The sequence below is a fragment of the Actinoplanes flavus genome (assembly GCF_017592555.1).
In the GTDB taxonomy this organism is placed as follows: Bacteria; Actinomycetota; Actinomycetes; order Mycobacteriales; family Micromonosporaceae; genus Actinoplanes; species Actinoplanes flavus.
The window spans coordinates 19,088-40,760 of record NZ_JAGFNS010000047.1 but is presented as its reverse complement, the minus strand read 5'-3'; the positions used below and the strand labels follow the sequence as shown (position 1 = coordinate 40,760).

Genomic DNA, 21,673 nt, shown 5'->3' with positions numbered 1-21,673 from the left:
TGATCACTATTCGCGTGATGGATGATCGCGCCGCGCCGGCCCCCGGCCTGCCGAGAACGCTCAGGCGTACACGTTGAGCGACCAGAGCGAGTACCCATAATTCGTGGCCCGTTCCCAGGCGTAGATCTTGACGTAGTGAACCGGCTGCGTGTCGTCGAGCTGGACGATCTGCACGCCGGGGACGCCCGCCTGGTCCGGGCAGGCGTTGCGCCATGTCGTGCCGTCGGCCGAGACCTGCACCTGGAACTTGCGGGCGTATGCCGCCTCCCAGTCGAGGCGGATCTTCCGCACCACGGTCGGCCGGGCCAGCTGCAGGTAGATCCATTGACTGTCCGCGTACGTGCTGCTCCACCGGGTCCGGCTGTTCCCGTCCACTGCCCAGCGGGCATCCAACCACGTGTTCTCGCTGGTCTTGGCCCAGATCGGGCGACTTTGCGCGAGATCTGCGCCGAGCGCCGGATCCGGGACCGGGCGATTGAGGTCACCGAGGTTGAACACCGCCGGCGCCTGGTAGGTCGCCCGGAGCACCGCCGGGGTGTTGATCTCCGGCTGGTTCTCCAACGGGTCGGGCCAGAGCATGAACCACGACCAACGCGGCTGGCGGGCCAGCAGGGCCGGCGACGGCACCTTCTTGACCTCGCCGAGCGCGACCGGGCGTCCCTTCGCGAGATTCACCAGGGTGGTGTAGTCCACGGTGCTGGGCTCGTCGTTCCCGTCCGCGTAGCCCTTGTTCCAGACGTCCAGGGAGAGCACGTCCACATACGCGTCGCCCGGCAGATAGTCGGCGAACTGCTCCGGGTAGTCGGGGAACCGCTCCGGGTCCTGGTCGGTGACGTTCCAGACCCAGACCAGGTTCGTCAGCCCTCGGGCGTCGAAGTGAGTGCGCATCATCTCGTACAGGCGGTAGGACTGCGGGTGTCCACCCCACCACGCCCAGGCAGAGTTGATCTCGTGCAGCGGCCGCCACAGCACTCCGACGCCGTGGTCCCGTAGCTGTGCCAAGGCATCCGCGACCTTGTCCAGATCCTGATACCAGGAGGTGTTGAGCGGCGTGCCCTCGGTGAGCACCTCCGTCCACTCGGCTTCGGTGAGCTTCTCGTTCGGGGTGCCGGACGTGGCGCTCTTGTCGCACTTCGTGGTCCGTGGCACCTTCGGACGGCAGGAATGCCACGACAGCGTCACCAGCTGTCCGGCCTTCCACGCCGCCTCGGCGGGGCCGACCAGATCTGCCGGATCCTTGTACCAGGTGAAGTCGCCACCCCAAAGCCCCGGCCGCTCACCGGTGACCGCGAAGATCTGATCGTCCCAGTAAGTGGGCCAGTCAGTCCGGTCGGCGCCGTAGACCTCCCACTTGTGATGCATGCCGCTGACGGTGCGGCCGTTGGCGTATCCGTACAGGTAGTTGAGCAGTGTCTCGCGTGGAGTGGGCGGGCTTGTCGCCGCCTGGACCGGCGCTGACCAGCCCAGCAGTACGGTGAGCATCACAGCCACACCGGCGGCGAGTGTCTTTCGGCTCGCGATCATGATCAACATCGTATCGATCATCGAGTATCCGTGCGTGCGGCCACATGTCCACGCTGGCCGGTCGCACCTTGGCGATCTTGACGGTTTAAGATCCCCGATGAATTCGGCTTCGGGCTCTGCTGGGGAACGACGATGACTGCTGTGTCAATGGATCCAGCCGATCGAGAGCCGAACGCCGAGGCGTTGGCGATTGTCGTGTGGGCGGCAACGGAACCAGGCTCAGGACGATTCCACCCCATGGAGAAACGATCGGGCTTGGCGGCGCTTTCACATCGCTTGGCTGAGCTGCGGCGCCATGGGCAGGGACATCTCGAAGTCGGATTGCCGGACCGGGAGTACCCGCTCTTGACCGTTGGGTTCCGAGGGAACCACGCGGTCATCCATCTCTTCCGCAACGCTGATCAGGTGTTTCTCCTTGGAGGGGACGGCACTGTTGACTCGATTGCTGAGGTTGAGGTCCCGGTCATCGATGACGCGGCGGTGTTCACCGGCGACTTCGTCCTTGATGTGGATCAGGCGTGGGATCGTGTTCGCAGCTTCGTCCGGACGGGGTCACCCCGTCGTTTGGGCCAGTGGTGGGAGCTGTAGCCGCCCGCGGAGGCCCGACCTGCCGGTGTTCATAGGCCGTCGAGAATGCGAGCATCTTGTCGGTGGGGCGGTAGCGGCCGGGCCTCGCGGTCAGGGTGAGGGAGTTCTGCTCCTGTGAACGGGGACTTGCGGGTGTTCTGCCGAGTCAGGGCGGGCTGATCCGCCGCCAGGTCCGGCCGTCGGCGGAGAGGTGCATGCCATCCTCTGCGGTCACCAGGTACTGCCCGGTGAACTGAGCCGTCGAGGGAGATTCCGGGTAGCCGGGCAGAGTGACCGGTGTGTACTTCCCGGTGCCGTGGCCGGCACTTGTCGTGGTGCGGTCATCGGTGGTGGTGAGGATGTGCGTGCCGTCGGCGGTGACGTACCCGGTGGTATCGCCGTCGGCAATCGTGTCGCCGGTGTTCCAGGTTTCCCCACCGTCGGTGGTGTAGCGGACGTCGACCACATGGTCGGCCCGGTGAGTCAATACGTACGCTGCTGCGCCGGGGCCGGCGGCGATCCGCGGCAGGTACATGGCGGCGACCCCGATGACCTCGTGGTAGACGGCTGCCACGCCGTCGGTGAAGACGTGGGTGTGCCAGGTCCGGCCGCCGTCGGCGCTGGTCGCCACCGCGGGTTTTCTCGTGACCGGATCCAGGCCCGGAATCCACGGGCGCCCGCCGAGCGGCACGTTGATCTGCGAAGTCCACCCGTCCTCGACGGTGATGCCGGTCGGTTGGGAGGCCAGCGGAGCGAACCTGCCGGTGGCCGGGTCGACCACGCCGACCGTGCAGGTCGATATGCCCCAGACGCTGCATTCGATCGGGCTGACCCCGTCCGGGATGACGGCCACCGGTTGGGTGCTGATCTCAGCTCGGTGCCAGCTCCGGCCGCCGTCACGGGTGATCCACGGTACGACGGTCGGCCCCGCCATGACCCGAGGGCTCTCCGCTGCGGGAGTCTCGGCCGTGGGGAAGGGCACGAAGGTGGCCTCGCGCCAGATGATCACCCCGGGGGCCAGCGCCCTCAGTGAGGCTTCGCGTGGGCGCAGCGCGTTTTCCGGCGCCGGTGGCATGGTGCGGCGCTGCCAGGAATCACCTTCGTCGGACGAGACGTACAGCTCCGCGTTGCACTCCCGGCACCGGGTGTGGACGGCGTAGACCTCGGTGCCGGTGTAGGCGGCCGAGGTCGTCCGGGGCCAACCGGCGTCCGGGGCTTCGGTGACGGTCGGCGCGGTGTCGAACAGGTCCCGTTCGTCTGGGACGTCGCGGGCGGTCGCGACGAGGCCTGTCGCTGTCAGCACGGTTGCCAGGAACACGGCGGCCGCCGTCACGGCCCGTCGTCGGCGCATACTGCCTGCTCTGCGCCGTACCGTATCGAAGTCGGGCTGGCGTACCGCATCGCTGAGCTCTTCGCGCAACCTGGCGAAACGCGGTTCAGGCATGATGGCTCCCTTCGGCCAGCGGCGTCCCCGCGGGTCGCGCGGTCGGCTCGTCCTCGGACAGGAAACGAGCGAGGGCGGCCCGGCCCCGGACCAGCCGGGCTTTGACCGTGCCCACCGGCACGTTGAGAGTGGCGGCGACCTCGGCCACCGATAGGTCGCCCAAATGATGTAGCACCACCGCCTCACGGGTCGGCCGGGCCAGGTGGCGCAGCGCGGTGAGCACGGCGACCCGGTCGCCCGAGATCCCGGGTACCGCGGCAGGGGCGACCTCGACCCGGCCGGAACGGACCAGGCGGTCGAACAGCCAGCGTCGCCGGTAGCGGGTGCGGGCGATGTTGAGGGCGGCGACCCGCAGCCAGCGTTCGGCGTCGTCGGCCTGCAGGAACGATCGTGGCGCGGCCAGGACGCGGGCGAACGCCTCGTGCACGGCATCCTCAGCCTCGGCCAGATCACCGACGAGACCGGCGATCTGGGTCACCAGCCGCCGATAGTAGGCCTCGTACGCCTGGTGAACCGCGTGCTCGGCATCCAAGTCGTTCTCCCCGTCGTCAACGCTCGTCCGAGAAGGACCAATAGCTGAGCCTTACGGTTGCATCCGACCTCAGAATTTCTGGAGCGAGTGCCCGGCCTCATGGGGAGCCGGCTGTCAGTCGGTTGCAGCGCCACGGGGTTTCGAGTCGGTGCCCCCGCCATATGCGGGGAGCACGTGTACCCGCGTTCAGCCCTGTGCTGCCAGTCAGGGGCGGCGAGGCGGTCGGAGTCAGGTGATCACGGTCCAACCGAGGCTGTTGCACTCCGGGCAGTAGATGAACGGCTTGGATCGGTCTGCGTCCTGCCAAGGCAGGATCTTCCCTTGGATGTGGGTCATCCGGCCACGTCCGCTGCATAGGTTGCACGTGACCGCGTCCCGAGGCTTGGACGGCATCAGGTGAGCAAGTTCGGGATATCGCTCAGCTGCTCGAGCAAGCGCGAAGTCGCGTTCGGCTGGCTCGGCCAGCCGAGCCTTGCTGTCTTCTTCGTGGTCTATGACGACCTCGCCGGCCGTGGTCAGGTACATGACTGGTCCCCATAGGTTGAAGACAGGGAGTCGTCCCGAGTTCGCGCAACCGCTGCGCCAGTCAGATGCATGGGCTGCCTCATCGATCAATCGTTCGATCAATCCAGCGTTCGTCATGTGCGCCTCCCGGGCGCAGCATACGAAGCAGTCGCCAGCGCATTCGCGGCTTCCTCGCCGAACTCTTGATTGCGAATGCGACGACCGGGCCCGGCGTCGTTCCGAGCGCCGGATCAAAGCCGCCGCCTTCCCGCGGGCACGGTCTATCACCTGGACGGCCGCTACGTCACCGACTATGACGCCTTCTTCTGCGCAATGGGTGAGGCGATCAACGGCCCCGGTGGCTGGTTTGGCGGTGACCTGTTCTGGCTGCATGAGAACGCCGCCGCCGGCGACGGTGGGGCGACCCCCGGTTTCCGCATGATCTGGCACAACTCCGAGGTCGCGCGCACCCACCTGGTCTCCGGCTACGACCGCAAGAGCTGGCTGCCCGCCGTGACCTTCGATGATCTGGTCCGCTACCTCGTCGAGGACGGCGTCCAGCTCGAACTAGCCTGAGGAAGCGTCACTAAACCCCGTGCCTGTCTGCACCGGGTTCGGCCAGCAAACGGGGGTCGATCCGGTCCGCGAGAAAGATCAGCGGGCCCGGTGATCGAGACAGCGCAGCATGACCGTCCAGGTGGCGCGGGCCAGCCGGCCGGGACCGCCAGCGCCGCCGCCTGCGCACATCGCTGTCGCCGTCGGTGGTGGCACGCTCGCGCAGCCGGAGCAGGCGCCAGCAGCTAATACCGTTCAGGGTCGAACATCATCGCGGCCCGGGCGCCACCGGCGGAGATCTCGGCCTCGAACCTGTCGAGCCACTCCTGGTACTTCGCGAGGTCCCTGCCCGGGAAGGTGTGGCTCATGTAGTCCTGGTGCACCGCGAAGGCCCGGCGTGCGAGTGCGATCACGTCCACGCCGTCCTGGAACAGGGATGCCCACACCTCGGCTTCGAGTGCGATGGCCGGCGCTTCCCACGATTGTTCGGGTTCGTCGGCCCAGTCTGCCGGATCCTCCGCGCGTTGGCGTGCATAGGAGCGTGCCACGGCGCTCAAGCTCACCGGGCCGCCGACGACCCGGCTGAACGGCCACGACGCCACCGGCACCGACCACGGCCGGGGTGCTCCGATCCGTTCCACACCGACCGCGGTGACCAGGGCGAACAGTTGGTCACGGTCGGCGCAGGCGTGTGCCGGGGAGATGATCTCCAGCAGTCGTTCCGGGTCCGGCCGGAGCCCTGCCGTCTCTGCCCACGCGACCAGCTCCGCCACCACCTCATCAGGTTTGCGGAGGGCCGGCGGCGGCTCGCCGGCAGGCTGGTGGTGATAGACCGGGCACGGCTGGTTCACGTCCCACAGATGGGTCAATGGCCCGGTCCATCCGGGCGTAGCCACGCACATCGCCGCGCAATCGCTGTCGATGACGTCGAGTGACAGCGCGGGCTGCCCGGTGGACGCCGCGACCGCCGCCGACACCTCGGCCAGGTCGGGCGACGGTGTGACCGAGAGGCTCTCCATCAGCTGCCAGCCGTCCCCGAGTTCCCGCAGGTAGTTGTGCTGTGGGCCGACGCCCTGCACGCCGTCCTGCATGCTGAGCGGTCGATGTGTCCGTGCCACCACGATGGATCCCGAGTATCCCACCCGCGAAGCCTAGATGATCACCGATGCCCGCGGAGTCTGCGCCGAGCCGGCACCGGCCGCTAACATTCGGCGGCATGCCGGTTGTGTTCGAGTATTCGTTCACCGTGAATCCGCAGTATCGGCTCTTCACGATCTTCGACCCGACGTGCGACGAGGGTGAGAACGTCGTGGCGGCCCGGCGGGCTCTCGGGCACGGGTTCTTCGCGTGGGGGCCCAACGCCGTCGTCGCGCGCGCGATCGACACCGGCACGGCGTCCGTCGTGGTCGAGGTCTGGGACGACCTTCCGGGTACGCCCGGGGGAGCGCCGGACGAGATCGCGGTGGCCGGGCTGGCCCTGCCCGGCGGCCGGTTCAGTTCGATCCAGGCCTTGGAGCGGGCCGTCCACGTCGGAGTGGAGCTGCCGACCGGCGCCGGCACGTACGGCGCCCGGATCGCGGCGTACAACCGCGGCGTCTCCGGCGGGTTCGCGCCGGAGGACGCCGGGCCCTTCCCGGGCCGTTTCGAGGCGTACCGGTTGCAGTTGTGGAAGATCTCGGACCAACCGTCCTGGCCGGATGACGACGAGGATGCGTGACGGCGTGTCACGCATCCTCGCCCCGGCTCAGTTGATGCCGTCGATGTCCTCCCCGTTTCAGGACGCGGCGGTCAGACCGCTGCGGTCGGCTGACGTTGCGGCGACGCGCTGATGCGGGTCATGGCGACGACGGCCGCGGCCAGTCCGGCGGCGCCGCCGAGGACGAAACCGGATGCGGGTCCGGCCAGATCGGCGAGTGCGCCACCGGCCGCCGCACCGGCCGCGGTGCCGATCGCGGTCGCGGTGGCCAGCCAGGCGAACGCCTCGGTGGCCGTGCCGGCCGGTGCGGCCCGGTCGACCATCGCATAGGAACTCGCCAGGACCGGGGCGATCATGGAACCCGCCACGGCGATCAGCACGGCGGCCGCGATCACGTTGTCGGCCGTGGTGACCAGGAGCAGATGACCTACGCCCAGCGCGGCCAGCAGCAGGGCGAAGCCGCGCCCGCCGCCGGCGCCGCCGCCGAGCCGGGTGGCGACGACCCCGCCGGCCAGCGATCCGGCACCCCAGAGACCGAGCAGCAGCCCGGCGGCCGGACCGGCCGAGGCGGCCACCGCGACCTCGGTGGCGCCGAATATCACCCCGACACCGGCCAGCACGGTCACCAGGGTGCGCATGTTTGGTGAGGCGAGGGCGTTGGCCTTCGCCCGCCGGGCGCCGGTGGGCCGCCAGTTGCGGGAGGCCGGTGAGCAGGCGAAGAGGGCGGTGGCCGCGATCAGGACCAGACCGGCGGCGGAGAGCGCCGTGCCGGTGCCGGCCAGCGCGCCCAGGCCGATGGCGAGCGGGGGACCGGACACCCAGGTCAGTTCGGTGGCGGCGGCGTCCGCGGCGTACGCCCGGCGGCGGCTCTGCTCGCCGGGACGCAGAGCCGGGATCAGCGTGCGCATACACGCCCCGACCGGCGGGGTGGTGAGCCCGATGAGAACGGCCAGTGTGAGCAGCGCCGGCAGCGGCGTACCGGCGGGCATCATCGCCATCACGATGAGCGCGGCACCGGCGACGAAAGCGGAGCTCAGCAGCACCACGGTCTGGCCGCGCCGGTCGACGAGGCGGCCCAGCAACGGGCCGCCCACGCCCTGCGCGACGGCGAGGGCGCCGGCGACCGCACCGGCCGCGGTGTACGAACCGGACAGCTGCTCGACGTGCACCAGCAGGCAGATGCTGAGGGTGGCGATCGGTAGGCGGGCGAGGATCGAGGCGGTGAAAAGCATGTCTTCACGGTTCCGCCTGACTGGTACAAAGAACAGATCCAGTGCAGCTACCGAAAAGGGGACCAGTGGAGTTCCTGCTGACCGTCTCGAGAGACCGTCCCGGAACCCTCACCGCGCAGATACAGAGCCGGATCCGCGACGCTGTGCGCAACGGGAGCCTTCGCGCCGGCGCGCCGGTGCCGTCGACCCGCGACCTGGCCCGGCAGCTGGGTGTCTCGCGCAAGGTGACCGTGGACGCGTACGCGCAACTGGCCGCCGAGGGCTACCTCGCCCTGCGGCAGGGCGCCCAGCCGCGGGTCGCGCCCGGCCCGTTCCCGGACGCCGCACCAGCACCCGGGCCGGTCACCGTGCCTCCGGCCCGCTTCGATTTCATGCCCGCACGTCCCGACGTCTCGTCGTTCCCCCGTGCCGCCTGGACCCGCTGTCTGCGCGATGCGGTCAACGAGATCACCGTGGACGATCTCGGTTACGGTGACGTCTTCGGTGTCGCGGCGTTACGCGACGGGCTGGCCGACTACCTGGGCCGGGTCCGCGGGGTGGTGGCCGGCCGCGACCAGATCATGGTCACCAGCGGCTTTCAGCAGAGTCTGGGCCTGATCTGCCGTGCGCTGGCCGCGCGTGGTGCCCGGCGGATCGCGTGCGAGGATCCCGGCAACCAGGAGCAGGACCGGATCGTCGCCCGCGCGGGGCTGGAGCCGGTGCGCGTACCGGTGGATGATCTCGGTCTGAGGACCGACCTGCTCGCCGCGGCCCGGGCCGACGCGGTGATCCTCACCCCAGCGCATCAGCACCCCACCGGGGTGGTGCTGGCGCCGGAGCGCCGCACCGCACTGGTCGCCTGGCTGCGCGCCTGCGGCGCGATCGCCATCGAGGACGATTACGACGCCGAGTACCGCTACGACCGGCCGGCGGTGGGCGCGCTGCAAGGCCTCGATCAAAACCATGTGGTGTACGCCGGAACGCTCAGCAAGGTCCTCGCTCCCGCCCTGCGGCTCGGCTGGATGGTGCTCCCGCCGGCCCTGGTCGATCACGTGCGCGAGGAGAAGCGGCTGCACGACCAGGGCACCGCCCGTATCGAGCAGCTGGCGCTCGCGCACTTCCTGCGGCGTGGCGACCTGGACCGCCACCTGCGGCGGATGCGCCTGCGCTACCGGCGCCGCCGCGACGCGATGATCGCGGCTCTGGCCGAGTCGCTGCCGGAGGCGACCGTCCGAGGCATCGCCGCCGGACTGCACGTCACGGTGCGACTGCCGGACACCGCCGACGAGACTGCCATCGCAGCACACGCCCGATCCCGCGGCATCGCCCTCGCCACCATGAGCGACTACCGCAGCGGCGGCGGCCATCCGCCCACCCTGATCCTCGGCTACTCACAGATGACCGAGTCCCGTCTGCGCTCCGGCGTACGCGAACTGGCCGTTTGTGTTCGAACATCGACACACGAGGAACCCGTCCGGGGCCGCCGGTAGCCGGCCTCGTCGTCGTGATCACCCAACGCTGCCGGCGGCGCACGTGACCGCTGGCGGGCTGTTGCTGCCGCTCCAGGAACCGAGCAGACCGAAGGTCGTGGTCGCCCCGGCGTCCAGGCCACCGTTGTAGCTGGCGTTGCGGACAGTCACCCCCGTCTCGCCGGTGCTCATCGTCCCGTTCCAGACCTGGCTGACCCGCTGGCCGTTCGCGAACGACAGCGTGACGGTCCAGCCGTTGATCCTCCTCGTTCCGGCGGTGACCCGGACCTCGCCCTGGAAGCCGCCGGTCCACTGTCCGGTCTGGGCGTAGGTCGCGGTGCACCCACCTCCGGGCGGCGGTGTGGAGGCCGACGGCGACGGTGACGGGGGCGTGGACGGCGAGGTGGTGGCGCCGCCCCACGCCGACGGGCCGTCCAGCCAGGCCGCGCGCTGGGTCATCCAGGTGCGCATCACCTGCACTTGACCGGCCCAGGTCGGGGTGGTGTCGGTGATGAACGGCCCGACCATCCGGCTGCCCAGGTTCGGCCAGCGCTGGAAGTTGCGCTGGGCGGCGGCGGTCAGCGGCGCGGCCAGCGCGTCCACCCGGCTGGTCAGTGAGGTGGTGGCGAGCAGGCCGCGGCGCAGTGACTGCCACCGGGTCTTGAGGTCGTTCTGGAACGCCGGGTCGGCGAGCAGGATCTGGAACCAGTCGTTGGCCTGCGGGCTGCGGGTCTGCTGGTACTGCCAGCCGGCGGTCTGCTCGTTGCCGAAGAAGCCGCCGACACCGAAGGTCAGGTCGTAGTCCCACAGCGGCCCGGCCACGATCGGGCCTTCCCGGTCCTTGTAGAAGTAGGTGCTGCGCAGATAGGAGTCCATCTCCCGGCTCAGCTCGTTGAGGATGATCAGGTCGACCCAGGAGCGGACGTCGATCCAGGTCCGGTAGCCGGTCTGCGGGTCGGTGAGCCGCGGGCTGTGCAGCATGTCGTGGAACTGCTGGAGGTACTGCGTCAGCCAGGCACGCTGAGAAGTGTTCAGCGGGGACGGGTCCTCGACCTCGAGGAAGTTCCAGCAGGTCGCGGCGGCGCCGGTGCAGGTGAGGATGGGTTCTTCGGCGGCCAGCCACTCGAACTTGAAGATGTAGCCGCCGGCGATCTTCGGCAGCGTGGTGTCCTCTTCCTCGAGTTGCTTGAGGTCGAGCCGGTCCTTGCTGTTCTTGATCGTCTCGACCAGCATGTAGACGCCCTGGTAGTCGGCGGCCGCCACCGGCGTGGAGTCGGTGTTCAGGTAGAGCTCGACGAAGCGGTAGCGCGGCGTCGCCAAACCCATCTCCCGGCCGAGGTCGTAGACCAGGGCCTCGCGGATCAGCGACTTGTCGCTGAACGGCCCGCGCAGCACCCAGTCCGAGTCGGCCGGCATGCCGAGCACCGGGTGGTCGGCGTCGTCGTCGGCGTCGTCGCGGAACTCGAGCCGGTAGGGCGCCTTCTCGAACATGGCCGACGACTGGCCGCGCAGGTGGATGCCGGTGCGGGTGGCGACGGCCGGTGCGGCGGACAACGAGGTCCGGCCGGCCGTGGTGTCGAAGACCATCGCGGCGGCGTCCATGTAGTCGCGGCCCGGCTTGCCCTTGCCGTAGTTGTCGATCAGCAGCAGCGGCAGGTCGTGCTGGGTGTCCACGGCGCGGGCCACGTAGAGCGCGGCGCCCGGGGCGCCGGTGGCCGCGCCGTTCAGGAAGGCCTGCGCCCGCAGTTGGGTGGTGCCGGTCAGGGTCAGCGGCCGGCCCGGGTAGACGGCCGAGGCGGTCGCCGGCCGGGTGCCGTCCGTGGTGTAGCGGATTTCCGCACCGGCGATCGCGGTGCCCAGCGCCACCGACACCGAGCCCTGGAAGGTGCCGCTGGGAACCGAGAACGTGATGTCCCCGGCGAGCTCGTCGGCGGCCGCCGCGGCCGGGACGCCGGCCGTGGTGAGCAACATCGCCAGGATGATCAGGGTGACGGTCCGGATCGTATGCCTACCCATGGAGCAGGTCCTCTCTGCTGAGGGTGAAGTGCTGTCGGAGGATCCGGCGCCACGGCGCCGCCGGCAGGTCGGCGCGGAGCGCGGCGAGGCCGGTGGCGTACTTGGAGATGGCGACGGGACGGTGGCCGCGGCGCCACAGCCGGCGGTCGGCCTCGGCGGCGGTCGAGCCGGTTTTCGTCTCCACGATCGCGACGCCGGGCAGCCGCAGCTCGCGGCCGTCGGCGATCCAGCGCAGGTCGGTGTCCACGGTGACCCGGCTGTCGCCCGGCATGAGCAGCGCGAACCGCAGATAGGCGGTGCGCAGCACGGGGGTGAGGCCGGCCCGGTCGGCGGGCGACAGGCCGTGCCGGGCGAAGACCTCGTCGAGGAAGGCGAGCCCGGTTTCGGTCGGGTGCGGCTGCCCGGGTACGTGCGGCGCCCGGTACTTGACCGTGCTGCCGCGCGGGCCCGGCACCTTCGCCTCCAGCCAGCACGAGCCGGAGTCCACATACGTCCGCATTCTGATCTTGAATCGGCGCCGATGCCGGTACGCGGTGCGCAGGTAGCTGACCAGATCGGGAGTGTCGAGGTAGACCGACTCGTAGGTGAAGTGGCGGATCCCGTCGATCTCCAGTACCCGGGCCACCGGCGCGAGCTCGGTGAGCAGCCGGCGCGCGTCGCCGGCCGGCAGGAGGTACTTGCGGTCGAACCGGCACTGCAGTGCGGCCCGCTGATCCATCTCGGCCAGGCTGACGGCGGGCAACGCGCCCAGCGTGTCGAACGCGACGGCCGCGGTCATCGGTGCCCCACGTAGGTCGGCGGGCTGACCGGGGCGATCAACTTGCCGGGCCGGCCGGCGTACCGGACGTCGACCACGGTGGAGTCGTTGATCAGGTCCACCCGCAGCAGCCGGCCGGAGTACACCTTGGCCCCGAGCAGGTCCTCGAGCCGGCGGATCAGCTCGTCCTCACGGGTCACGATCGAGTCGAGGACGATGATCTGCTGGCGGTAACGGCCCAGCACCCACCGGTTGTCGACGATCGCCAGCACCACGAGGATCAGGCCCATCAGCGCGATGTTGCGCCAGATCGAGCTGGTCTCCAGGGCGCCCAGCAGACCCAGCGCGAGCGCCGAGAAGAAGTACGCGACCTCGTGCTGGTCCAGCTCGGTGGACCGCAGCCGGATGATGGAGAGCACGCCGAACAGCGCGAACCCCAACCCGAGGCCCGCCCCGGCGCCGCTGGTGCGCAGCGCGTCGGCGACGGCGAGCACCCCGATGTTGACGGCGAAGTAGGCCACCACCAGGTCGCGGCGCCGGTGCCGCGGGAAGTAGAGCCCGAACACCAGCACGGTGACGGCCAGAAGTTCGGCCCCGAGTAGGGCGAGTTCGGACATCTGCGGTCCTCCTCCGAGCGCGAAGACGTTTCGAAAGTTTCGATGAACATCCGGAACTTCGACCGAAGGCTAGGGTTAATATTCGATGAATGTCAATGCGTTCCCGGGTAGCGGCCCGCAGACGACCCGCTCTCGGCCCAGCTGCTCGCCGAGCGCGGCCCGGGTCCGGACGCCGGTGCAAGCCAGCGCGGTGCCCAGTCGGATGCCGCCGAGTCCGAAACGGCACACCAGCGCGGCCCACCGTCCGACCGGTAACGCGAGCGGAAGTTTCGGTCCGGCGAGGCGGTCGATGGGAGCAGAAGAACGTCGGGCACCCTGCCACGGCAGCGCCGCGAGCTAGGGGTAGCCGGTTCCGATCACAGGTTTCCCTGCCCACGGTGCCGCCGTAGCGAAGTTGACCATCACCACGCATGCGGTGAAGGCGGCCAGCAGCCGTCCACCTCTGCGGTCGGTCAGCACCACATCACGGGATTGCCGGTCGCCACAGCGGCCTGACACAACCGGCGTAACGGCTCCACGATGTAGTCGAACTCAGCCGGCAACTGGGGCCGCGTTTTCACGCAAAGCTGCTCCGGCGGCGTTCCCGCGCCCCCGACCGGCGACATCGCGATCCGAACGCTCTTCTCCTCGTCGCTGAACTGCACCTGCCCGCCGGGAAGTACCCGCTGCCGGAACCGAGCCGACCGAAAAAGCGTGGCCGGCGGATCAGAGTCGGGGTCCAGGACGAAGAAGCCCTCCTGGTCCACCCCGGCCCGGTAGCCGGGGCCCAGCATCAGCACCCCCTGGTACGCGGCGACGTACCTCAACGCCACCGCTTCGGTCGCCTCGTCGACCAGCACGACCTCATCGTCGATGACAGCCTGCCGCTCGAAGTGGTCCAGCTCGCCGAGAACGCGGGCGGCTGCCTCGGCCGGCATCCGACCGCCGTTGGCGCTGGGCAGTTCAGCGCGCAGGGTAGGGAAGTGCGACCATCCCGCCGCCCCCAGCGCCTGCTGGAACAGGCGGTATCCCGTCCAGTTGGCCAGGTGCTCGCTGGCCTGTTCCATCAGCTCGTGCGGGCAGGCGCTCGCCATCCAGCCGTCAAAGACGGCCTCCGCCTCGGTGTACCCATCCCCAGCAACCAGCAGGCTCAGATAGCCCTCCTCGTCGAAGCCGACGGGTCCCACCGGTGCTGGCGGTGTCAGGCCGTCCTGCCAACACCGGCAATAGACGAATGCATCGAGTCCCACGAGGCCACCGTAAGAAACGCGTCAACGTCGCCGCGAGCGAATTCCCGCGCCCGCGCACGCCGTCCGGGTCAGCGTCTGTCCATTCAGGCGCAGGTGGCAAGGATCGCTTCGGCGAAGTTGTGTTGCCAGTTCACGTAGTCGTGGCCGCCGGAAAACTCGCGGAAGGTGACCGGAAACCCCCGGTCCAGCAATGCGGCGTGCATGTCGCGGCAGGCGTCCAGTTGTGATGGTGCGCCGCCCGGCCCGGCCATGGTCTCCAGAAGCCCGACGTCGAGTTAGAACCGTACGTCACCGGGGGCCGTATGGGCGACGCCGCGTATCAGGGCGCCCGGTTTGCCGGCGTCGGGGGACGGCCACCAGAAGCTGCCGGAGTGGGCGATCGCCGCCCGGAACAGGTCCGGGCGGCGCAGGGCGAGAGACGCGGCGACCAGACCGCCACGGGACATGCCGGCGACCACGTTGCCGCCCCGGGGAGAGCCGATCTTCCACGTGTCGCGGGCCCAGGGCAGAAGTTCTTCGGCGACGAACTGCTCGATCGGTGCCCCGGGAGCCAAGTCGTTGTTCCGGTTCTCGTCGCGGCCGTGGACGAACAGCGCCGCCATCGGCGCGATCCGGCCGGCGGCGATCAGGTTGTCCAGGATGACCGGCATGCGCATCATCGTCTGACCGGCATAGCCGTCGAAGACGACGATGACGGGCAGCTCGGCGGGGTCGGCGCCGGGAGGTAGACATACGGTCGCGCGCACGTCGGTGCCCCGTACGGCGCTGGTGAAGGTGTCCGTCTGGAGCAGGCCGGCCGGAGTGTCCGGTCGTGGGCTGGTCCACATCGCGGGTGGGGCGTCCGGCAGTTCGAGGATCGACGCCCAGGCGTCGCTGTCGGTGGGATCCTGGGGATCCGCGGGGAGATGGAAGAGTTCCGGGTTGCCGGGATCGATCAGGGTGGGACCGGACGTGGTCGGCAGGTGCGGCACCCGCTCGATGTCATCGTGTACCAGGCAGTAGATGGTCCGCAGGTCGGACGGGTAGACCGCGGAGCCGTGCCAGAGATCCGTGCCGGGCACACGGGCCAGTGGGACGTCGATGTTGAACCATGCACGGATGGCGGTCGCCTCTCCCCGCCAGAGGAACGTGACCAGGCTGCGGCCCTCGTCGTACGGCTCGACCAGCGGAGTCCCGGTCATCGTGATCTCGGCCCAGAAACGGTCGACGGCTTCCGGCGTGGGGTTTTCAAGGAGGGCGGCGATCCGGGGACTCAGCATGACGGACGTCTTTCGGTTCCGGGTGTCGGCCGACACTTCGATGGTCAGTTACCGCTGGGGTCACCAAAGCCATTCATGACCGCCTCGTTGTCATGGCCGCTGGGCGGATAGGCTGTGTGGATGTGTGTATCGGTGGATCAAGCGGAGTTCACCGGGACCATTCTGTACGCCGGCCGGTGCCGGCATCCTGAGCATGGGCTGGTAGAGGTCCTCGGCTACCAGAACACCGCGGTCAATCTGGCTGATGGCCCGAACGCCATGCTGCTGCACCTTCCCGTCGGCCGGATGTCCCCGCGGAATTTCATCTCCGTCGGCCACAGCGCCGATATTCTGATCAGGATGCGCGATGTGGTGATCCACGCGCAGCCGGTGGCGCGTAGCGCTGGTATCGCGTGGATGGGCGCCGCCGCGGCGGTCGAGGTGTTCGACCACGACATCTACACCGTCGTACTGGCCAGTGACCCGACACAGATCCCGGCCGCGCTGCGGCAGGTGCCGCCGCACAAGCGGCCACCGCTCAATCGCGAGCTGTTCGAGTTCTACGCCGACGCGTTCCCGGGCTACACGATCGCGTTGTGCTGTTTCGACAACGCCGAGGCACAGCGGGCCAAGCCGCTTCTCATGTGGTATCCGCCCACCGACCCCGACCGGCTCGTACTGCCCGCACTGGACTGTCACACCGGCGGCGTTCCCGACCTTCGCTCCCTCGTCAGACCGGATCACTGGGTGCTGCTCGCCAGCGACGCCGCGCCGGAGGGCTGGGGAACCTCCGTCGAATATCCCGCCGGCATCCGGCACAAGCTGCGCCGATTCCTGCCGGACCGGGTCACCGGCGTCGAGTTCTCCCACGACCTGCTACCCAATGGTGACTTCGCCATCGCCCACGACGACCTTCTGCGCGAGGATCTGAGCAAGATCGAACGAGTCGTGCCCGGCCACTGACCTCGACTCTTGGACACCCGGATGCTGTCCCTCGGCCGGCCGATAGGCGTCCTCGGCCGCGTTGAAATAGTCGTTGGATTCGAAGTCGTCCTCGTCCGGTGGTTCGGGCAGGCCGTTGGCAGGGTTGAACGCCTTGGTGTGCGGAAACGGCTGGCTCAATGTGCCCATATCGGTTATGTCCGCGTCGTCTCCTTGCTAAAGCCAATGGCCTTCGACGCGGCGGAGCGGAAACAGGCCGTATGCGGCGAGCTGCTGGACGAGCTGATCGGGCCTATCACAGGGCAGGTCGTGCTCAGCCGGCGGTTCGACTGGTCCGGGCGTTGGTGATACGGCCTCGACAACCCACGTCGGCTCGCCAGCATGTGAAGACGGTCCTGCGTGAGGCGACGACCATCGAGGTTCCAGCTTCTGAACGCGCCAACACTGCTACGAGCTTGGACGGCTGGTGTCCCGCCGCAGGTGCCACTCGTCTGGGCGGTGAAGCACTAGGTGCTTGCTGAAGCTCGCAGGGCTGCCGTCTCGGCAGGGCGTCGGTCACTCGGTGGTCGGCCCCGTTCTTGCATGTCGCTGGTCCGGTGTGAGGGCGCCACCGGTGCTGTGATCGCGGTGCGCCGCGAGGAGGAGACCGGAACGTCTCGCGGAGCTGCGCCGGCTCGCCGACACCGACGGCCTGGCGGTGGTGGCCGAGCTGGTGCAGAACCGGGACCGGCCGGACCCCGCCACGTTCCTCGGCTCGGGCCGCGCCGAGGAGCTGGCCGGCCTGGTGGCCGAGCACGGGGCAGGGCTGGTGATCGCCGATGGCGACCTCACACCCGATCAGGCCCGCAATCTCCAGGACCGGGTGAGGTGCCGGTGGTGGACCGGACCGTGCTGATTCTGGACATCTTCGCCGAGCACGCCTGCTCCCGCGAGGGCCGGCTACAGGTGGAGCTGGCCAGATCGCGTATCAGTTGCCGCGGTTGCGGGGCGAGGGCCGGGCGCGGTCGCGGGTCGGTGGCGGGCGGATGGCGGGCGGCGCCGGCATCGGCGTACGCGGTCCCGGTGAGATGCGGCTGGAGGTGCAGCGGCGCAGGTTGCGGCAGCGGGCCTCGCGGTTGCGGGCCGACGCCGCGGAGCTGGCTCGCCGGCCGGAGCGGGTGCGGCGGCGCCGCGCCCGAAACCGGGTGCCGTCGGTGGCGATCACCGGTTACGCCAACGCCGGCAAGTCGGCCCTGCTGAACCGGCTCACCGGCGCGGCGGCGCTAACCGAGGACGTGCTGTTCGCGACCCCCGACCCGACGGTGCGGCGGACCGCCGCGGCCGGGAATGGGGTTCGGCCGCCGAAAGGCGGGGTGCCGCCGACCGGGGCGCGTTTCGCGCCGGGATGCGTTGCGGCAAGGGCCCGTCGCTGTCGATGGTCCCTTGCCGGCCGGGTGTGCGGTTCGGTCAGCCTCGGACGGTGATCTTCTTGCCGGATGCCTTGACCGTGTAGGAGACGGTCTTATGCGTCCAGGGGTTGGTCGCGTGTACTCGTATGCCGCCGCGGATGTCCTTGGGTTTGATCATTTTGGTGCTCGCGTAGGAGTTGAACACGGCGGCCTGCTGACGGACGTGCTTGCGCAGTGAGGCCACCTTGACGGTGCGGCCGGCCGCGGTCCGGAGGGTTTCCGCCGCGCCCTGGTTGGCGGCCGAGGCCACGAACGTCCGCATGTCGAGGTATGCCTGACCCTTGGCCAGCTCGGCCCAGCTGATCGTGGCCGAGCGGGATGGCAGGGTCACCTGCTGTGGGGCGTACGCGTAGGTGAGGGTCATGGCCGAATCGTCGAGGCCGGCCCGCGCGCCGGTCAGGGTGCCGGCCGAGTTGACCCGCATGGTGATGGTCGTGTCGGCCTCGGGGTGGAAGGTGTAGTCGGCGGACCCGTCATCGTGGACGGTCTTCGTGCCGGCCTGGATGCCCTCGGTCAGCACGGCCGCCGGCGCCGGAACGGCTTCGTCGAAGTCGAGCGACGGATCCGCGATGAACACGTAGCGCACCTGCGGGCGGCGCATCATCTTTAGCGCCGACCGTGAGGTGGGGTCGTTGAGGGCGTCGTACCTGCCCCTGCCCTCGACCGAGTAGGCCGCTCCGGTAATGGTGCCGTAGCGGTAGCGGTGGAGTGCTCGCCCGTGCACCGGGTCGACGGCGTAGAACATCGACATTGACATATCGTCGGTGCCGGTCACGGTGGTCTCACCGCTGCCGGCCGCCGTAGCTTTCCCGCCGGCGGCGGTTATCGCGGCTTTCCCGGCGGCGGCCACATCTGCCTTCCAGCCGGTGGCGGCCGCGTCGGTCGCCCACTCGGTGAAGACGATGTTGGCTTTCCAGCCCTTCTCGGCCGCGACGGTCGACGCGTCGGCGACGGTCTTGAGCTCGGCGACCATCTGTTCCTTGGACAGGTTCGTGGTCGTGTCCGTCGCGTACGCGGCACCGGGTGCGGCGAGCAGGCCAATGGTCAGTGACGCGGTGGTCGCCAGAAGGACGGACCGGGACGGGCGCAACATGAACACCTCAAGCAGGGAAGCGGCAACGAGAAATGAGAACATATACGGACGAACCGGATTTCGGATCGGCTTCCCGGGCGGCATTGACGGATGGTCCCGGCTTCCGAAGAATCGGTCGGTCTCAGGCGGTCGCCAAACGGCGGAACACCTGCTCATCTGTTCCCGCGATACATGGCCGACCGGGTCTACGTCCCGGCGGGTAGGCGTGTTGCCGGGCGGTGGCGACCAGTTCGCTGCGCGACGTCGTCACGCAGTGGGTCATCGGGTTGTCGAGCACGGCCCGATCGGCGGGTGTGACCTTGAAGGTCCATCGGGCCGGGTGGGCGATTCAAGTGCCGTTGCAGTACTACCTAGCTTGGATCTCCTGACCACCGGATCCGTGAGTGCGCCGGATCGTGGCTCACCGGCCCTTGTCATGGACGCGAAGAAAGGGCTCGAGCAGCTCACCGGCGCGGGTGCGGATGCCCATGGGGTCACCACCCGTCTCGATGAGGCTGGACGCGCTGTAGACGACCGCGTTGATCATTTCGGCGGTCGTGGCGGGGTCGGGCAGGTCCATCGCCCGGAGCGCGTCGAGCAGCGGGTGGGACAGTTGCTCGTGCATGACGCGGCTGCTGTCGTCCAGCTGTTGACCGGGTGCGATCGCGGCGAGGGCCCGGGCTACCGCGTGCTCGCCCTCGGCGACCAGCTCCAGGTTGGTGTCGACGTATGCCAGCACCTGCGCGGCCGGCGCACCGGCGGCGGTCATCGCGTCGGTCACCCGGGCCGACCAGCGGGGAAAGACGTCCTGGATGAGGGCTTCGAGCAGGTTCTGGCTCGAACGGAAATACTCGTACGCCGAGGAGCGTGCCAGACCGGCGCGGCCGGCGACCGCCGCGAGCGACGGGGCGGTGCCCGGTTCCTCGGCGAGGATGGCACGGGCCGCGTCGAGCAGCGCGCGATGCTTGGCGGCGCGGTGCTCGGCGACCGTGGGCGCCGAGATGCGCGGCACCGTGCCTCCTTCACGTCGGCTAGCCGGACAGCTTTCCGTCGACCATTTCTACCACCCGGTCACAGTGCCGCAGCACGTCGGTGTCGTGGGTGACCATCACGGTCGCCACCCCGGCGCGCCTGGTCTCACGGGCCAGCAGCTCGACCACCTCGTGGCTGCGGGCCCGGTCGAGCGCCGCCGTGGGCTCGTCGGCCAGCAGCAGCGACGGGCCGCCCATCAGTGCCCGGGCGATGCCGACGCGCTGGCGTTCGCCGCCGGAGAGCTGGTGCGGCCGTCGGTGCGCCTTGCCCGCCATGCCGACATCGGCGAGCCGCTGCTCGGCCTCGCGTGGCTCGGCTCGCCGCCGGTGAAGGTGGTGGATGAGGCGCAGCTGGTCGATCGCGGTCAGCGCGGGGATGAGGTTGCCGCTCTGGAAGACGAACCCGATGTGCTGACGCCGGTAGGCGGTGCGCGCCGCAGGCTTCATGGCGGCCAGATCGTTGCCGTCGACGGTGTTGCTGCCCTCGTCCGGCACGGTCAGCCCGCCGGCGACGGCGAGCAGGCTGGACTTGCCGGCGCCGGACGGCCCGACCACGGCCACCAGCTCGCCGGGCGCGACGGTCAGGCTGACCTCGTCTAGCGCCGTGACGGTGTCGTCGCCATCGCCGAGGCGCAGCGTCACGCCGGCCAGGTGCAGTCCGGTGCGGGTGGTGGTGTCGAGTGTCATCGCTGTGCTCCCAGGGCGGCCAGCGGGTTCACCGCGGCGATACGGACGATGGCGGTGGCCGCGCCGAGCAGGCCGAGCGTGATCAGCAGTCCGGCCGCGGTCAGGACGGCGGGCGTCTCCAGGGCGAACGGGACGTCGCCGTCGGCCACGAGAGCGCCCACGCCCACGCCGGCCAGCACTCCGGTGCCGCAAGCGGCCACCAGAATGAGCAGCGCCTGGGCGAGGCCGTCACGCAGCAGGTACGCCCGGGACGCGCCGATCGCCCGCAGGACCGCCAGTTCGTGAGTGCGATGAATGGTCCACACCGTGAAGAACGCGCCCACGACCAGCGCCGAGATGGCGTAGAGGAAGACCTGGATGAGCGTGAGGGTCGACGTCTCGGCGGTGTAGCCGGGCGAGGTCGCAAACGCGTCGGCGAGCGTCATGCTGGTCGTGCCCGCGGCGGCGTCGCCGGCGGCGAGGTCCGGTGCGGCGCCGGCACGTGCCTTGATCGCGACCGCGGTCGCCTCCCCATCGGCGGCGTTGTGGATCCGGCGCCAGGTGTCCAGCGGCAGGTAGGCCACGTCTACGTGCCCGAACGTACGCTGATCGGCGGTCGCCCCGACCACCGTGAGTTCGACGCCGAGCCGGTCGACGGTGACCGTGTCACCGAGGCGCAGACCGGCGTCGAGCAGCGTGCTGGACACGACGATCCCATCCTCGCCGCCCAGCCGCGTCCCACCGGCGGGCACCGGGTCCAGGAACGAGCCGGGCCGGACACCGAACAGCGCGAGGTCGATCGGCGCACCGGCGCCGCTGTGCGCGTTCACCAGCGTGTTGCCGAACGGCTCGGCCGCCTCCACACCCGGTTGTCCACGCCAGGCCTCCACCTGCCCGGAATCGATGACACTGCGCGAGAACGCGCCGTCCGCCCGGGTCCCATCCGCGAACGCGAACGCGGTGACCGGCAGTCGCCGCAGCCCGGACACACCGTCGTTGACCAGCCCGGACGACAGACCGGACAGCAGCACCATGAGCACCGCGATCAGCGCCACCACCGCGGCCATCAACGCGAACCTCGAACGCGCGAACCGCAGCTCACGCAACGCCAGGAACATGACCCCTCCAAGATCTTGCCGACACGGTGTCGGGAAC

The 21,673-nt window shown here is 69.5% G+C and carries 24 protein-coding genes; 8 read left to right on the top strand and 16 right to left on the bottom strand.

Translation table 11 applies throughout. The features are described 5' to 3' along the window. Positions 1 to 60 precede the first annotated feature (60 nt). Positions 61 to 1,524 (bottom strand): glycosyl hydrolase, encoded by a 1,464-nt coding sequence (locus J5X75_RS41035; protein WP_208473135.1) that lies wholly within the window; start codon positions 1,522 to 1,524, stop codon positions 61 to 63. 237 nt (positions 1,525 to 1,761) lie between these two features. Between J5X75_RS41035 and J5X75_RS41030 the strand changes: the two genes are divergently transcribed. Then, positions 1,762 to 2,112 (top strand): hypothetical protein, encoded by a 351-nt coding sequence (locus J5X75_RS41030; protein WP_208473134.1) that lies wholly within the window; start codon positions 1,762 to 1,764, stop codon positions 2,110 to 2,112. A gap of 145 nt (positions 2,113 to 2,257) precedes the next feature. Here J5X75_RS41030 and J5X75_RS41025 read toward each other — a convergent pair whose 3' ends face one another. The 3 genes from J5X75_RS41025 to J5X75_RS41015 all read right to left on the bottom strand — a co-directional run bounded on the left by J5X75_RS41025 (position 2,258) and on the right by J5X75_RS41015 (position 4,592). Further along, complete coding sequence (locus J5X75_RS41025) at positions 2,258 to 3,442, bottom strand: sialidase family protein (protein ID WP_208473133.1); 1,185 nt, start codon at positions 3,440 to 3,442, stop codon at positions 2,258 to 2,260. 85 nt (positions 3,443 to 3,527) lie between these two features. Beyond that, positions 3,528 to 4,067, bottom strand: a complete 540-nt coding sequence (locus J5X75_RS41020) for an RNA polymerase sigma factor (RefSeq protein ID WP_208473132.1) — start codon at positions 4,065 to 4,067, stop codon at positions 3,528 to 3,530. A gap of 228 nt (positions 4,068 to 4,295) precedes the next feature. Then, complete coding sequence (locus J5X75_RS41015) at positions 4,296 to 4,592, bottom strand: zinc finger-like domain-containing protein (RefSeq protein ID WP_208473131.1); 297 nt, start codon at positions 4,590 to 4,592, stop codon at positions 4,296 to 4,298. Positions 4,593 to 4,784: 192 nt separating this feature from the next. Between J5X75_RS41015 and J5X75_RS41010 the strand changes: the two genes are divergently transcribed. After that, a complete protein-coding gene (locus tag J5X75_RS41010; RefSeq protein ID WP_208473130.1) occupies positions 4,785 to 5,147 on the top strand; it encodes a barstar family protein in 363 nt (120 codons plus the stop codon). A gap of 224 nt (positions 5,148 to 5,371) precedes the next feature. Here J5X75_RS41010 and J5X75_RS41005 read toward each other — a convergent pair whose 3' ends face one another. Beyond that, positions 5,372 to 6,268, bottom strand: coding sequence for a hypothetical protein (locus J5X75_RS41005; protein WP_208473129.1), 897 nt, complete (start codon positions 6,266 to 6,268; stop codon positions 5,372 to 5,374). Positions 6,269 to 6,342: 74 nt separating this feature from the next. On the opposite strand from J5X75_RS41005, the gene J5X75_RS41000 reads away from it, so the two are divergent. After that, positions 6,343 to 6,843 (top strand): hypothetical protein, encoded by a 501-nt coding sequence (locus tag J5X75_RS41000; protein ID WP_208473128.1) that lies wholly within the window; start codon positions 6,343 to 6,345, stop codon positions 6,841 to 6,843. Positions 6,844 to 6,914: 71 nt separating this feature from the next. Here the strand turns inward: J5X75_RS41000 and J5X75_RS40995 are convergent, their stop codons facing one another. Continuing rightward, a complete protein-coding gene (locus tag J5X75_RS40995; RefSeq protein WP_208473127.1) occupies positions 6,915 to 8,054 on the bottom strand; it encodes an MFS transporter in 1,140 nt (379 codons plus the stop codon). Positions 8,055 to 8,119: 65 nt separating this feature from the next. Between J5X75_RS40995 and pdxR the strand changes: the two genes are divergently transcribed. Continuing rightward, positions 8,120 to 9,523: a MocR-like pyridoxine biosynthesis transcription factor PdxR gene (pdxR, locus tag J5X75_RS40990; RefSeq protein WP_208473126.1), complete on the top strand. Its 1,404-nt coding sequence runs from the start codon at positions 8,120 to 8,122 to the stop codon at positions 9,521 to 9,523. Positions 9,524 to 9,541: 18 nt separating this feature from the next. Here the strand turns inward: pdxR and J5X75_RS40985 are convergent, their stop codons facing one another. The 6 genes from J5X75_RS40985 to J5X75_RS40960 form a co-directional block, all read right to left on the bottom strand. Next, positions 9,542 to 11,518, bottom strand: a complete 1,977-nt coding sequence (locus tag J5X75_RS40985) for a CotH kinase family protein (RefSeq protein ID WP_238490873.1) — start codon at positions 11,516 to 11,518, stop codon at positions 9,542 to 9,544. Continuing rightward, positions 11,511 to 12,296, bottom strand: a complete 786-nt coding sequence (locus J5X75_RS40980) for a polyphosphate polymerase domain-containing protein (protein WP_208473125.1) — start codon at positions 12,294 to 12,296, stop codon at positions 11,511 to 11,513. Before J5X75_RS40980 ends, J5X75_RS40985 begins: the two co-directional genes overlap by 8 nt. Beyond that, positions 12,293 to 12,892, bottom strand: a complete 600-nt coding sequence (locus J5X75_RS40975; RefSeq protein WP_208473124.1) for a DUF4956 domain-containing protein — start codon at positions 12,890 to 12,892, stop codon at positions 12,293 to 12,295. Before J5X75_RS40975 ends, J5X75_RS40980 begins: the two co-directional genes overlap by 4 nt. A 452-nt stretch (positions 12,893 to 13,344) precedes the next feature. Next, positions 13,345 to 14,121 (bottom strand): hypothetical protein, encoded by a 777-nt coding sequence (locus J5X75_RS40970; RefSeq protein ID WP_208473123.1) that lies wholly within the window; start codon positions 14,119 to 14,121, stop codon positions 13,345 to 13,347. 83 nt (positions 14,122 to 14,204) lie between these two features. Next, a complete protein-coding gene (locus J5X75_RS40965) occupies positions 14,205 to 14,372 on the bottom strand; it encodes a hypothetical protein (protein WP_208473122.1) in 168 nt (55 codons plus the stop codon). 24 nt (positions 14,373 to 14,396) lie between these two features. Then, positions 14,397 to 15,380, bottom strand: a complete 984-nt coding sequence (locus J5X75_RS40960) for an alpha/beta hydrolase (RefSeq protein WP_208473121.1) — start codon at positions 15,378 to 15,380, stop codon at positions 14,397 to 14,399. 339 nt (positions 15,381 to 15,719) lie between these two features. On the opposite strand from J5X75_RS40960, the gene J5X75_RS40955 reads away from it, so the two are divergent. The 4 genes from J5X75_RS40955 (at position 15,720) to J5X75_RS45135 (ending at position 17,764) form a co-directional block, all read left to right on the top strand. Next, the gene (locus J5X75_RS40955; protein ID WP_208473120.1) at positions 15,720 to 16,322 is read left to right on the top strand and encodes a hypothetical protein; all 603 of its coding nucleotides are present in this window, start codon (positions 15,720 to 15,722) and stop codon (positions 16,320 to 16,322) included. A gap of 21 nt (positions 16,323 to 16,343) precedes the next feature. After that, positions 16,344 to 16,649 (top strand): hypothetical protein, encoded by a 306-nt coding sequence (locus J5X75_RS40950; protein WP_208473119.1) that lies wholly within the window; start codon positions 16,344 to 16,346, stop codon positions 16,647 to 16,649. Between the two features lie 352 nt (positions 16,650 to 17,001). Continuing rightward, a complete protein-coding gene (locus J5X75_RS45140) occupies positions 17,002 to 17,196 on the top strand; it encodes an HflX-like GTP-binding protein (protein ID WP_307798607.1) in 195 nt (64 codons plus the stop codon). A 76-nt stretch (positions 17,197 to 17,272) separates the two neighbouring features. Beyond that, the gene (locus J5X75_RS45135; protein WP_238490872.1) at positions 17,273 to 17,764 is read left to right on the top strand and encodes a GTPase; all 492 of its coding nucleotides are present in this window, start codon (positions 17,273 to 17,275) and stop codon (positions 17,762 to 17,764) included. Here J5X75_RS45135 and J5X75_RS40940 read toward each other — a convergent pair. The 4 genes from J5X75_RS40940 to J5X75_RS40925 all read right to left on the bottom strand — a co-directional run bounded on the left by J5X75_RS40940 (position 17,748) and on the right by J5X75_RS40925 (position 21,636). Next, positions 17,748 to 18,848, bottom strand: coding sequence for a hypothetical protein (locus J5X75_RS40940; RefSeq protein WP_208473118.1), 1,101 nt, complete (start codon positions 18,846 to 18,848; stop codon positions 17,748 to 17,750). The genes J5X75_RS45135 and J5X75_RS40940 overlap by 17 nt on opposite strands. Positions 18,849 to 19,242: 394 nt before the next feature. Next, a complete protein-coding gene (locus J5X75_RS40935; RefSeq protein ID WP_208473117.1) occupies positions 19,243 to 19,833 on the bottom strand; it encodes a TetR/AcrR family transcriptional regulator in 591 nt (196 codons plus the stop codon). 19 nt (positions 19,834 to 19,852) lie between these two features. Next, a complete protein-coding gene (locus J5X75_RS40930) occupies positions 19,853 to 20,539 on the bottom strand; it encodes an ABC transporter ATP-binding protein (RefSeq protein ID WP_208473116.1) in 687 nt (228 codons plus the stop codon). Then, the gene (locus tag J5X75_RS40925; protein WP_208473115.1) at positions 20,536 to 21,636 is read right to left on the bottom strand and encodes an ABC transporter permease; all 1,101 of its coding nucleotides are present in this window, start codon (positions 21,634 to 21,636) and stop codon (positions 20,536 to 20,538) included. The genes J5X75_RS40930 and J5X75_RS40925 overlap by 4 nt, the downstream gene beginning before the upstream one ends. Between the last annotated feature and the right edge of the window lie 37 nt (positions 21,637 to 21,673).